This window comes from Actinacidiphila sp. bgisy167 (assembly GCF_057707665.1).
The window spans coordinates 37,716-51,178 of record NZ_JBYIQP010000045.1 but is presented as its reverse complement, the minus strand read 5'-3'; the positions used below and the strand labels follow the sequence as shown (position 1 = coordinate 51,178).

Sequence of the window (13,463 nt, the reverse complement as noted above, 5' to 3'; positions counted from 1 at the left end):
CGTCGCGGCGCAGCCGGAACCAGTAGAAGCCGTGACCGGCGAGGGTGAGCAGGTAGGGCCATTCGCCGATGGCCGGGAAGCGCACTCCGCCGATCAGCTCCACGGGGTGCCGGCCGGTGAAGGGCCGCAGGTCGAGCTCGGTGGGCTGGGCGAAGCGCGAGAAGTTGTTCACGCACAGGACGAGGTCGTCGCCCCTGCCCTCGGTCGAGGGGGCCTCGCGCAGGAAGGCCAGGACCGCCGGGTTCGTGGAGGGCAGTTCGGTGTACGACCCCAGGCCGAAGGCCGGGTTCTGCTTGCGGATCTCGACCATCCGGCGGGTCCAGTGCAGCAGCGAGCTCGGGGAGCTCATCTGTGCCTCGACATTGGTGACTTGGTAGCCGTAGACCGGGTCCATGATGGTGGGCAGATAGAGCCGTCCCGGGTCGCAGGAGGAGAAGCCCGCGTTGCGGTCGGGAGTCCACTGCATCGGGGTGCGCACCGCGTCGCGGTCCCCGAGCCAGATGTTGTCGCCCATGCCGATCTCGTCGCCGTAGTAGAGGATCGGCGAGCCCGGCAGGGAGAGCAGCAACGCGGTGAAGAGCTCGATCTGGTTGCGGTCGTTGTCCAGCAGCGGGGAGAGCCGGCGCCGGATGCCGATGTTGGCCCGCATGCGCGGGTCCTTGGCGTACTCCGCGTACATGTAGTCGCGCTCTTCGTCCGTCACCATCTCGAGCGTCAACTCGTCGTGGTTGCGCAGGAAGATGCCCCACTGGCAGTTGCGCGGGATGGCCGGGGTCTTGGCGAGGATCTCCGAGACCGGGTAGCGGGACTCCCGGCGCACCGCCATGAAGATGCGCGGCATGACCGGGAAGTGGAAGGCCATGTGGCACTCGTCGCCGCCCTTGGCGTAGTCGCCGAAGTAGTCGACGACGTCCTCGGGCCACTGGTTGGCCTCGGCGAGCAGCACCGTGTCGGGGTAGTGGGCGTCGATCTCCTGGCGGACCCGCTTCAGGAAGTCGTGGGTGCGCGGCAGGTTCTCGCAGTTGGTGCCCTCCTCCTGGTACAGGTACGGCACCGCGTCCAGCCGGAAGCCGTCGATGCCGAGGTCCAGCCAGAAGCGCAGGGCGGCCAGGATCTCCTCCTGCACCTTGGGGTTCTCGTAGTTGAGATCCGGCTGGTGCGAGAAGAAGCGGTGCCAGTAGTACTGCTTGCGCACCGGGTCGAAGGTCCAGTTGGAGCTCTCGGTGTCGACGAAGATGATGCGGGCGTCCTGGTACTGCTTGTCGTCGTCCGCCCAGACGTAGTAGTCGCCGTAGGGGCCGTCCGGGTCGGTGCGGGACTGCTGGAACCACTCGTGCTGGTCGCTGGTGTGGTTGACGACGAAGTCGATGATCACGCGCATCCCGCGCTGGTGGGCGGCGTCCACGAACTCCACGAAGTCGGCCAGGTCCCCGAATTCCGGCAGTACGGCCGTGTAGTCCGAGACGTCGTAGCCGCCGTCGCGCAGCGGCGAGGCGAAGAACGGCGGCAGCCACAGGCAGTCGACGCCGAGCCACTGCAGATAGTCAAGTTTGGCGGTGAGTCCCTTGAGGTCGCCGATGCCGTCGCCGTTGCTGTCCTGGAAGGACCGTACGAGCACCTCGTAGAAGACGGCCCGCTTGAACCAGTCGGGGTCCCGGTCCTTGGCCGGGGTGTCTTCGAACGTGTCAGGTACGGGTTCGTTGACGATCAAGTGGGTGACCCTCCTGTCGATGGAGTAGGTCGCAGGGTGAGGATGTGCGCGGGCGCGCGGCCCGGTTCGAGGCGCACATAGTTGTCCCTGCCCCAGTGGTAGGTCTCGCCGGTGAGCTCGTCGCGCACCGGGATGGACTCGTGCCATGCGAGGCCGAGGTCCGGCATGTTCAACGAGACGGTCGCCTCCTGGGTGTGGTGCGGGTCCAGGTTGACGACCACCAGTACGACGTCCCCGCCGTCGCCCGAGCGCTTGGAGTACGCCAGCACCGCGTCGTTGTCCACGGGGTGGAAGCGCAGGTCGCGCAGCTGCTGGAGCGCGGGGTGGCGGCGTCGCAGCCGGTTCAGCGTGGTGAGCAGCGGAGCCAGCGAACGGCCTTCGGCCTCGGCTGCCGCCCAGTCACGGGGCCTCAGCTCGTACTTCTCCGAGTGTAGGTACTCTTCGCTTCCCTCGCGCACCGGCGCGTTCTCGCAGAGCTCGTACCCGGCGTACACCCCCCAGGTGGGCGAGAGCGTCGCCGCCAGGACCGCGCGCACCTCGAACGCCGGACGGCCGCCGTGCTGCAGGTAGGCGTGAAGGATGTCCGGGGTGTTGACGAAGAAGTTGGGCCGCATGTAGCTCGCGGCCTCGCCCGACAGCTCCGTCAGGTACTCGGTCAGTTCGTGCTTGCCGTTGCGCCAGGTGAAGTACGTGTACGACTGCTGGAAGCCGATCTGGGCCAGTGTGCGCATCATCGCCGGACGGGTGAACGCCTCCGCCAGGAAGATGACGTCGGGGTCGGTGCGGTTGATGTCGGCGATGACCTTCTCCCAGAACACCACCGGTTTGGTGTGCGGGTTGTCGACGCGGAAGATCCGCACCCCGTGGTCCATCCAGTGCCGCAGCACCCGCTCGGTCTCCTGCACGATGCCGCCGAAGTCGGCGTCGAAGGCGATCGGGTAGATGTCCTGGTACTTCTTCGGCGGGTTCTCGGCGTACGCGATCGTGCCGTCCGCCCGGGTGGTGAACCACTCGGGGTGCTTGCCGACCCACGGGTGGTCCGGGGAGCACTGCAGCGCGAAGTCCAGGGCGATCTCCAGCCGCAGCTCGCGGGCCCGCTCCACGAAGAAGTCGAAGTCCTCGATCGTGCCGAGATCCGGGTGGACGGCGTCGTGGCCCCCCTCCGCGGAGCCGATCGCCCAGGGCGAGCCCACGTCGTGCGGGCCGGCTTCCAGCGCGTTGTCCGGCCCCTTGCGGAACGCTGAGCCGATCGGGTGGATGGGCGGCAGGTAGACCACGTCGAAGCCCATCGCGGCGATCGCCGGAAGCCGCTCGGCGGCCGTGCGGAAGGTGCCCGATGACGGTGGGCGGCGGCCCGTGGGGTCCACCACCGCTCCCTCGGACCTGGGGAACATCTCGTACCAGGACCCGAACAGCGCGCGCTGCCGCTCCACCTGGAGGGGCGCCGGGCGGGAGGCGCTCACCAGGTCGCGCAGCGGGTGCCGGCCGAGTACCTCCACCACCTCGGGCGCGAGCGCGGCGGCGTGCCGCTCCGCGGGGGTGCGGGAGGTGTCGCGCAGGGCGTCGGCGGCGGCCAGCACGACGGCCCGGCCGTCCTTCTTCGGCACCCCGGCCGCGGCGCGCTCGTGCAGTGCGGCCCCCTCGGCGAGGACCAGTTCGGTGTCGATGCCCGCGGGGATCTTGATGCCCGCGTGGTGCCGCCAGGTGGCCACCGGATCGCTCCAGGCCTCCACCGTGTACGTCCAGCGGCCCTCCGCGGTGGGCGTCACCTCGGCGCCCCACCGGTCGGTGCCGGGGGCGAGTTCGCGCATGGGGATCCGCGGACCGGAACGTCCCGACGGGTTGCGCAGGACCACGTTCGCCGCCACCGCGTCATGGCCCTCGCGGAAGACGGTGGCGGTGATCTGGAAGGTCTCGCCGACCACGGCCTTGGCGGGGCGGCGGCCGCAGTCGACGAGCGGGCGGACGTCCAGGACGGGGATACGACCGATCATTGCGCCTCACCTGTGGGTACGGGTGGCCGGGCGGGTACCTTCCGCTCTTTCTATCTGCTCCTTCGGATGCCTGCCTGTGGGCATGACCGCTCCTGTCCGCGTTCACTCGGGTGGGCGGATATCAGTTGTGGTACGGGGGTTCGGCGCCGCGTCGCGCCGGAGGGAGCCTGCCCATTGGATGACGGTCGAAAGCTCCACGGGAAGGGGTACTGACGCGTAAGTTGCGTGCGGGGCGGTCCCGGCGGCGTCCGGACGCACAGAACCGGCCACCTTCGGCCCGGACGGCGGACGCGACCGTCCGGCGCACCGGGACCCGCCCGTGCCCCGGTCGTGGACGCCCGATGTAGCCCTCGCGGTGCGCGTCGTCCGACCTGCCCTGCCGCGTCGGTCGTAGCCGTCGTCCGACACGCTGACGAGGCGCGCGCGGACGCGTGCGCGAGGAGTCGGGAACGCCCGTGACGTCCGGTGCGCCAGGCGCGGGAGCCGCGCGGCACGCCCGGCTTCGGGACATCGGGTACCCGGTTGTCACCACCGCACCGAAAGATGCCGCTACCGTCGGAGATGCGCTTCACTCAAGGTCAGGCATATGCACCGAAAGTGAGTGATGTGAAGGCTATTCGTCGATTCACCGTGCGAACCGTCCTGCCCGAACCACTACGTCCCCTGGGGGAGCTCGCGCAGAATCTGCGCTGGTCCTGGCACAACGAGACCCGCGAGCTCTTCCAGTCCGTCGACCCGGAGGGCTTCAGAGCGGCGGCCGGCGACCCCGTGCGGCTGCTCGGCGCCGTCTCCAAGGACCGGCTGAACGCCCTCGCCAAGGACCGCAGGTTCCTCCGCCGGCTCGACGCCGCCGTCGAGGACCTCCACGACTACCTCGGCAACCCGCGCTGGTACCAGGGCGCCGCCGAGGCCGGGGAACTCCCCTCCGCCATCGCCTACTTCTCGCCCGAGTTCGGCATCACCGCCGCGCTGCCGCAGTACTCGGGAGGACTCGGCATCCTGGCCGGCGACCACCTCAAGGCCGCCAGCGACCTGGGCGTGCCGCTGATCGGGGTCGGCCTGCTCTACCGGCACGGCTACTTCCGCCAGTCCCTGTCCCGGGACGGCTGGCAGCAGGAGCACTACCCGGTGCTCGACCCGAACGAGCTGCCGCTGTCGCTGCTGCGCGACGAGCACGGCGGCCCCGTCCTGATCGTCCTGGACCTGCCCGGCGGGCGCAGCCTGCGCGCCCACGTCTGGCTGGCCAGGGTCGGCCGGGTCCCGCTGCTGCTCCTGGACTCCGACGTCGAGGAGAACCACCCGGGCGAACGGGACGTCACCGACCGCCTCTACGGCGGCGGCAGCGAGCACCGGCTGCTGCAGGAGATGCTGCTCGGGATCGGCGGCGTCCGGGCCGTGCGCACCTACTGCGCGCTGACCGGGCACCCGGAGCCCGAGGTCTTCCACACCAACGAGGGCCACGCGGGCTTCCTCGGGCTGGAGCGCATCCGCGAACTCGCCGCCGACGGGGAAGGACTGGACTTCGACTCGGCCCTGGAGGCCGTGCGGGCCGGCACCGTCTTCACCACCCACACCCCCGTGCCGGCGGGCATCGACCGCTTCGACCGCGAGCTGGTGGCCCGGCACCTCGGCGACGACGGCGAGCTGCGCGGCGTGGACGTCCAGCGCGTGCTGGAGCTGGGGATGGAGACCTACCCCGGCGGCGACCCCAACGTCTTCAACATGGCCGTGATGGGGCTGCGCCTCGCCCAGCGCGCCAACGGCGTGTCGACCCTGCACGGCCGCGTCAGCCGCGAGATGTTCGCCGGGCTGTGGCCGGGCTTCGACCCGGAGGAGGTGCCGATCACCTCCATCACCAACGGCGTGCACGCCCCCACCTGGGTGGCGCCGCAGGTCTTGCGGCTCGGCGCCCGGCAGGCCGGCGTCCGCAACGTCGAGGACGCCATGACCACCGGGCTCGACGACACCTGGGAGAGCGTCTTCCGCATCCCCGACGCCGCGATCTGGGAGCTGCGCCGGGAGCTGCGCGAACACCTCGTGCGGGAGGTGCGCCGCAGGGTGCGCGCCTCGTGGCGGCACCGCGGCGCCGGCTCGGCCGAACTGGGCTGGGTCGACGACGTCCTCGACCCGGACGTGCTGACCATGGGCTTCGCCCGCCGGGTCCCGTCGTACAAGCGGCTCACCTTGATGCTGCGCGACCAGGACCGGCTGATGGAGCTGCTGCTGCACCCGTCCCGGCCGATCCAGATCGTGGTCGCGGGCAAGGCGCACCCGGCCGACGACAGCGGCAAGCGGCTGGTGCAGGAGCTGGTGCGCTTCGCCGACGACCCCCGGGTGCGGCACCGCATCGTCTTCCTGCCGGACTACGACATGGCCATGGCCCAGCACCTCTACCCCGGGTGCGACGTCTGGCTGAACAACCCGCTGCGGCCGCTGGAGGCGTGCGGCACCTCGGGCATGAAGGCCGCGCTGAACGGCTGCCTCAACCTGTCCGTCCTGGACGGCTGGTGGGACGAGTGGTTCGACGGCAACAACGGGTGGGCGATCCCCACCGCCGACGGCTTCGGCGCGGCCGGCGACCCCGACCGCCGCGACGACATCGAGGCCGCCGCCCTCTACGACCTGATCGAGAACCAGGTCGCGCCCCGGTTCTACGACCGCGGCGCGCACGGTCTGCCGGTCCGCTGGATCGAGATGGTCCGGCACACCCTGAGCACCCTGGGCCCGAAGGTGCTCGCCGGGCGCATGGTCCGCGAGTACGTGACCCGTCTCTATGCGCCCGCCGCGCGCGCCCACCGCCTCGTGGGCGGCGCGGAGGCCGCCGGACTCGCCGCGTGGAAGCGCCGGGTGCGCGAGCGGTGGCCGCAGGTCGCCGTCGACCATGTGGAGACCACGGCGGCGGTCGGCGGCACACCGGAGCTCGGGACGACGCTGACCCTGCGGGTCCAGGTGACCCTGGGTGGCCTGGAGCCCGGGGATGTGGACGTCCAGGTGGTGTCCGGGCGGGTCGACGACTCCGATCGGATCGCCGACCCGGCGGTGGTGTCCCTCAAGCCGGGTGGGCGGCCGGATGTGGAGGGCCGCTGGCTCTTCGAGGGACCGCTCGCTCTCGACCGGACGGGTCCTTTCGGTTACACCGTGCGTGTCCTGCCGACGCACCGGCTGCTCGCCTCTGTCGCGGAGCTCGGGCTCATCGCCGTGCCGCCGGAAGTGGCGGGGATGACGGCCGGCGTGCTGCGCTGAGCGGACGTCAGAGCAAACACGGTTGGGCCCCGGTCGTCGAGGGTGACGGCCGGGGCCCGGTGTTCGCGATCAGCCGGTGCGGATCAGTTGCCGGTGGTCACCGCGGTGTCGTCGATCACGAAGCTCGTCTGCAGCGAGGAGTCCTCGGCGCCGGTGAACTTCAGGGTCACGGTGGAGCCGGCGAAGGCGTCCAGGCTGAAGGACTTCTGGGTGTAGCCCGATGCCTTGTTGAGGTTGGAGTAGGTGGCCAGGGTGGTCGATCCGGCGGTGACCGTCAGCTTGTCGTACTGGGTGCTGGTGGTCGTCTCCGCGGAGTCGATGTGCAGCCAGAAGCTGAAGGTGGCCCTGCAGCCGGCCGGGACGCTCACCGACTGGGAGAGCGTGTCGGTGTGGGTGGTGGCGTAGCCGTTGAGCCACGCCTTGTACGAACCGCCGTGGGCGGCCTGGGCGCGGTCGTTGGTGATGACGCCGGTGGACGCGGTCCAGGAGGCACTGCCCGACTCGAAGCCGGGGTTGCCGAGCAGTTGCGTCGTAGCGCAGCTGCCGGGGGCGTTGACCGTCCAGGTGAAGGAGGCGGTGCCGGTCTTGGCGGCGCTGTCGGTGACCGTGACCGTGGTGCTGTAGGTCCCGGCGGCGGTCGGGGTGCCGGAGATCAGCCCTGTGGAGGAGTTGATCGTCAGCCCTGCCGGCAGGCCGGTCGCCGCGTAGCTCAGGGCGCCGCTGTTGGTGCTGCTGGCCTGGATCTGCAGGCTGACGGCGGTGCCGGTGACGCTGGACCGGTTGCCCGGGTTGGTGACCGTGACGCCCTCGACGGGGGCCCGGCTGCCGACGCCGATGGCCGCGAAGGCGTTCTGCACGCCCGCGTACTGGGCGGAGGAGGCGCCGTAGAGCGACGAGGCGGCGTTCAGCGCGGCGGTGCGGGCGCCCGCGTAGTCGGTGTTGCTCGTCATGTACGTGGTCAGTGCCTTGTACCAGATCTGCAGCGCGGCGGCGCGGCCGATGCCGGTGACCGGAAGGCCGTCGACGGTGGGACTGTCGTAGGAGACCCCGTTGACCACCTTGCTGCCGCTGCCCTCGGCGAGCAGGTAGAACATGTGGTTCGCCGGGCCCGAGGAGTAGTGGACGTTGATGTTGCCGAGGCCGGAGTACCAGTAGTCGGCCGACAGGCCGTCCTTGGAGGGCTCGTCCATGTAACGCAGCGGAGTGCCGTTGCCGTTGATGTCGATCTTCTCGCCGACGAGGTAGTCACCGGGGTCGGCGCTGGTGTCGGAGTAGAACTCGACGCCGGCGGCGAAGATGTCGGAGGTGGCCTCGTTCAGCCCGCCGGACTCCCCGGCGTAGATGAGGTTGGCGGTGGCGGAGGTGACGCCGTGGCTCATCTCGTGGCCCGCGACGTCGAGGGCGGTCAGCGGGCGGTTGCCGCCGACGCCGTCGCCGTAGAGCATGCAGAAGCAGCTGTCGTCCCAGCCGGCGTTGTCGTAGTTGGTGCCGAAGTGGACCCGCGAGGACGCGCCGACACCGTCGTTCCTGATGCCGTTGCGGCCGAAGGTGTCCTTGTAGAAGTCCCAGGTCTCCTGGGCGCCGTAGGCCGCGTCGGCCGCCGCGGTCTGGACGCCCGCCCCCGTGCCGTCGCCCCAGATGTCGTCGGCGTCGGTGAAGAGCGTGCCCGTGCCGCCGGTGGCGTGGTTGAGGTTGTACGTCTTGTGGCCGCCGCGCGTGTTGTCGGTCAGCTGGTACGTCGAGCCGGACAGCGTGGTGCTGAGCGACACCCGGCCGCTGTACTGGGTGTTCCCGGTGCCGGTCTTGACGTCGTCGTAGCGGGACAGCTCGTCGCCGGTGGCGGCGTCGGTGATCACATGCAGCCGGCTCGGGGTGCCGTCGTCCTGCACACCGCCCACCACCGTCTCCCAGGCGAGCTTCGGCTCGCCCCGGCCCGCCCAGACGACCTTGCGGGCGTCCTTGGCGGCGGGGGCCGCGACGTCGAGGGCCTTGGCGCTCCTCAGGGCGGAGGCGGTGGCGGCGGTTCCGGACACCTTCGGCGTCGTCGAGGGCACCGTGATCTGCTTGTCGGTGTTGAACGTGGTGCTCAGCGTGCCGGTGTCCTTCGCCGGGCTGTGCACCACGAGGTCGCCCCCGAGCACCGGGAGCCCGGCGTACGTCCGCTCGTAGCGGGTGTGCAGCGTGCCGTCGGCGTCCTTGACCACGTCCTTGACGACGAGCTTCTCCTTGGCGCCCAGGCCGAGTCGCCCGGCCGTGGCGTCCGTCTCGCCGTCGGCGCTCCTGATGAGCGCGGTGCGCTGGGCCGGGGTCAGCGGGGCCTCGAGCGCACCGGCGCGGAGGGTGCTGGTGTGGGGGGCGGGGTCCGCCGCGGCGGTGGTCACCGGTATACCGACGGCGAGGAACGCGACGGTGGCGACCAGGCTGGTGGCCGCGACCGCCGTGTGGGGGGTTCGTCTCACGCAAACTCCTACTGCGTCGGCCGCGTGCAGCGGCCGGGACAGCCGGGCAGACGGGGTGTGCTGCCCGGGTGGAACTGGGCGTGCGGGTGGGATACGGGTGGGTGTGCGGACGAGCGCCGGGCGCAGGGTGGGTGGGGTGCGTCCACCGGTGCTGCGACCGACCCGGGAAGATTGCCATCACTTCCGGAGCAGTGTCATGCGCGTGCCAACAAATGGCCGGATCTGCTCTCTTGGGGATCTTCGCTCCGCGCGGGACACCGCATGCCGAAGGCCGGTGACGGACCCTCCGTCACCGGCCTTCGGCACGGGTCAGACGAGGCTGTCTCGCCAGGCCTGGTGCAGATCCGCGAAGCGGCCCGCGCCCGAGACGAGTGCGGCCGGGGTGCCGTCCTCCACGACGCGGCCCTGGTCCATCACCAGCACCCGGTCCGCGATCTCCACCGTCGACAGACGGTGCGCGATGATCACCGCCGTGCGGCCGCGCAGCACCTCGCGCATGGCCTGCTGCACCGCCCGTTCGCCCGGTACGTCCAGCGAGGAGGTCGCCTCGTCCAGGATGAGCACCGCGGGGTCGGCGAGCAGCGCGCGGGCGAAGGCCACCAACTGGCGCTGGCCCGCCGAGATGCGGCCGCCGCGCTTGCGGACGTCGGTGTCGTAGCCCTCGGGCAGCGCGGCGATGAAGTCATGGGCGCCGATCGCCCTGGCGGCCTGCTCGATCTCCTCGCGGGTGGCCTCGGGGCGCCCGATGGCGATGTTCTCGGCGACGGTGCCGGAGAAGAGGAAGGCCTCCTGGGTCACCATGACCACCCCGCGTCGCAGCTCGGGCAGGGACAGATCGCGCAGGTCCACCCCGTCGAGGGTGACCCGGCCCTCGGTCGGGTCGTAGAACCGGGCCAGCAGCTTGGCCAGCGTCGACTTGCCCGCGCCGGTGGCGCCCACGACCGCGACCGTCTGCCCTGCGGGCAACCGCAGGTCGAAGCGGGGCAGCACCTCCCCGCCGGTGCGGTAGGCGAACCGGACCTGCTCGAAGACGACCTCGCGGCCGGGGATGGCCGCCTCCCGGGCCGGCAGCGCCCGCGGCGTCTCCGGCTCGGGCACCGACGGCCGCTGGGCCAGCAGCCCGGCGATCTTCTCCAGCGACGCGGCCGCCGACTGGTAGGAGTTGAGGAACATCCCGAGGGGGTCGATCGGCGCGTACAGCCGCCGCAGGTAGAGCACGAAGGCGGCGAGCACACCGAGCGCCAGGGAGCCGGAGGCCACGCGGTACGCGCCCCACAGCACCACCAGCGCCACCGAGGTGTTGGCGATCAGCCAGGAGGAGACGGTGAAGCGGCCCATCTCCAGGATCGCGTCGCCGTTGGCCTGCCGGTGGGCGGTGTTGAGCTCGTCGAACGCCTCGTCGTTCGCCTTCTCGCGGCGGAAGGCCTGCACGGGCCGGATGCCGTTCATCGTCTCGGTGAAGCGCACGATGACGGCCGCGATCGCGGCGGAGCGGCGCGTGTAGACCTTGGCCGACCGGCGCCGGAAGATCCGCACGGTCACCACCAGCGGCACCGCGGTGGCCAGAGCGAACAGACCGAGCCCCCAGTCCAGCCACAGCAGGACCGCCGAGATGTAGAGGACCGACAGCCCCACGTTCAGCAGCTCCTGGAGGCCCTCGGTCAGCAGCTCCCGGATCGACTCCACGTCGGAGGTGGCGCGGGCGATGATCCGGCCCGAGGTGTAGCGCTCGTGGAAGTCCAGGCCGAGGGCCTGGGCGTGGCGGAAGATCCGGCCGCGCAGCTCGACCAGCACGTCCTGGCAGACTCGTCCGGCCTGCCGGATGAACGAACGCTGCAGCAGACCGCCGGCGACGGCGCAGCCGATGTAGCCGACCGCCACCGCGATCAGCGGGCCGTTGTCGTCGCGGCGCAGCGCCGGGATGGCCCGGTCGATCGCCACCGCCACGATCAGCGGGCCCGCCTGCACGGCCGCCTGCTGCAGCAGCAGGATCACGGCCGCCAGCCACACGCGCCGCCGGTGCGGCCCGATCAGCTCCCGCAGCAGGGCGCGTGACGCCCCCTCGGGCGCCGGGAGCCGGTCCCGGTCGAAGGCGTCGTCCGCAGGGGCCTCCTGCGCCTTTCCGGTGCCCCGGAGACCCGCCGGTTCCTCGTCGGCCGACTGCGCGGCGGGCTGCGCCTGAGTGACGGACGTCATCGGGTGCTGCTCCCTTCGAATTGCTGGCGGTCCGGCGCGGCGGGCGTGCTCCCGTCCTGACCGGACATCAGGCGGCGGTAGGCCGCGGAGGAGGACAGGAGCTCCTGGTGGGTGCCGACCGCGGCGATCCGGCCCTCCGACAGCAGCGCCACCCGGTCGGCGAGCATCACCGTGGAGGGGCGGTGGGCGACCACCAGCGCCGTGGTGGTGGCCAGCACCTGCCGCAGGGCCGCCTCGACGAGGGCCTCGGTGTGCACGTCGAGGGCGGACAAGGGGTCGTCCAGCACCAGGAAGCGGGGGCGGCCGACGACCGCCCGTGCCAGCGCGAGCCGCTGCCGCTGACCGCCCGACAGGCTCAGGCCCTGCTCGCCGACCTGGGTGTCCACACCCAGCGGCAGCTTGTGGACGAAGTCGCACTGGGCGATCTCCAGCGCCCGCAGCAGATCCGCCTCCCCGGCGTCGGGCGCGCCCATCAGCACGTTCTCCCGCACGCTGGCGGAGAACAGGGTCGGTTCCTCGAAGGCCGTCGCGACCAGGGAGCGCAGGGTGGAGCGGGTGAGCAGCGCGGCGTCGATGCCGTCCAGCAGGACGCGGCCGCCGGTGGGCTCGTACAGACGCGGGATGAGCGCCGTCAGGCTCGTCTTGCCGCTGCCCGTCGCGCCGACCAGCGCCACCGTCTCGCCGCTGCGGATGTGCAGGTCGATCCCGGTGAGCAGGTCGGGGGTGCCCTCGGGGGCGTCGGGGTAGCGGAAGCGCACTCCGCTGAACCGGATGCCGTCGGCGGGCCGCTCCGGCCCACCGGGAACGGCCCCCGTGGCGCTGTGCGTCTCCGTGCCGGTCTCCGGCGGGATCTCGGTGTCGAGGACCTCGAAGACGCGGTCGGCGGCGGTGGCCGCCTCGTTGCTGAAGGACAGCAGCCAGCCCAGCGACTCCACCGGCCAGCGCAGCGCGAGCGCCGTGGACAGGAAGGCGACCAGGGTGCCGGCCGACAGGTCGCCGTCGGCGACCTGCACCACGCCCAGGACGAGGGCGGCGCCCAGGGCGACGTCCGGCAGGCCGGTGATGACCATCCACAGGTCGGCCAGCAGCCGGGCCTTGCGCAGTTCGGTGCCGCGCAGTTCGCGCGACTGCCGGCGGAAGGCCTCGGCCTGGTTGCGGTGCCGGCCGAATGCCTTGATGATGCGGATGCCGAGCACCGACTCCTCGACCAGCGTGGTCAGGTCGCCGACCTGGTCCTGCGCGTTCCGGGAGGCGATCTGGTAGCGCGCCTCGAAGTACGAGCACAGGATCACCAGCGGCACGACGGGGCCCAGCAGGATCAACCCGAGCGACCAGCGCTGCGAGAACAGGATCGCGAAACCCGCGACGATGGTGGCGGTGTTGACGGCCAGGAAGACCATCGGGAAGGTCAGGAACATCCGCAGGATCTGCAGGTCGTTCGTGGCCCGGGAGAGCAGCTGCCCCGATCCCCAGCGGTCGTGGAAGGCGACCGGCAGGCGCTGCAGCCGCCGGTACAGGTCGGCCCGCATCGTCGCCTCGAGCCCGGCCATGGGGCGCGCCACCAGCCAGCGCCGTACGCCGAACAGCCCGGCCTCCAGGAGGCCGAGCAGCAGCACCAGCCCGCCGCCGAGCCACACCCCGGACGGGTCGTGGTCGGCGACCGGGCCGTCCACGATCCACTCCAGGACCAGGGGGATCAGCAGCGCCAGGCAGGACGCGACCACGGCCACGCCGGCGGAGCCGAACAGCCGGTGGCTGATCGGCTTCACGTACGGCCACAGGCGCAGCAGTGAGCGCACCGCGGATCGGGAACGTTCGGGCTCGGGTTGGATGGTCGACTCAGGCATCGTTCCTGAGAGT

6 protein-coding genes are annotated in these 13,463 nt (G+C 71.3%); 1 reads left to right on the top strand and 5 read right to left on the bottom strand.

The features are described from left to right. Together treS and AC3ET4_RS18405 are read right to left on the bottom strand one after the other, a co-directional pair. Positions 1 to 1,711, bottom strand: a 1,711-nt coding sequence (treS, locus tag AC3ET4_RS18410) for a maltose alpha-D-glucosyltransferase (RefSeq protein WP_431950637.1), incomplete at its 3' end; no start/stop codon positions are given. Then, positions 1,708 to 3,705, bottom strand: coding sequence for an alpha-1,4-glucan--maltose-1-phosphate maltosyltransferase (locus tag AC3ET4_RS18405; protein ID WP_431950635.1), 1,998 nt, complete (start codon positions 3,703 to 3,705; stop codon positions 1,708 to 1,710). The genes treS and AC3ET4_RS18405, both read right to left, overlap by 4 nt. 606 nt (positions 3,706 to 4,311) lie before the next feature. Between AC3ET4_RS18405 and glgP the strand changes: the two genes are divergently transcribed. Next, positions 4,312 to 6,948, top strand: coding sequence for an alpha-glucan family phosphorylase (gene glgP, locus AC3ET4_RS18400; RefSeq protein ID WP_431950647.1), 2,637 nt, complete (start codon positions 4,312 to 4,314; stop codon positions 6,946 to 6,948). A gap of 83 nt (positions 6,949 to 7,031) precedes the next feature. Here glgP and AC3ET4_RS18395 read toward each other — a convergent pair whose 3' ends face one another. The 3 genes from AC3ET4_RS18395 to AC3ET4_RS18385 all read right to left on the bottom strand — a co-directional run bounded on the left by AC3ET4_RS18395 (position 7,032) and on the right by AC3ET4_RS18385 (position 13,450). Next, entirely contained in the window at positions 7,032 to 9,407 is a 2,376-nt protein-coding gene (locus tag AC3ET4_RS18395; RefSeq protein ID WP_431950633.1) for a M4 family metallopeptidase, read from the bottom strand. 309 nt (positions 9,408 to 9,716) lie between these two features. Next, positions 9,717 to 11,603, bottom strand: a complete 1,887-nt coding sequence (locus tag AC3ET4_RS18390) for an ABC transporter ATP-binding protein (RefSeq protein WP_431950631.1) — start codon at positions 11,601 to 11,603, stop codon at positions 9,717 to 9,719. After that, positions 11,600 to 13,450, bottom strand: a complete 1,851-nt coding sequence (locus tag AC3ET4_RS18385) for an ABC transporter ATP-binding protein (RefSeq protein WP_431950629.1) — start codon at positions 13,448 to 13,450, stop codon at positions 11,600 to 11,602. Before AC3ET4_RS18385 ends, AC3ET4_RS18390 begins: the two co-directional genes overlap by 4 nt. Positions 13,451 to 13,463 lie beyond the last annotated feature (13 nt).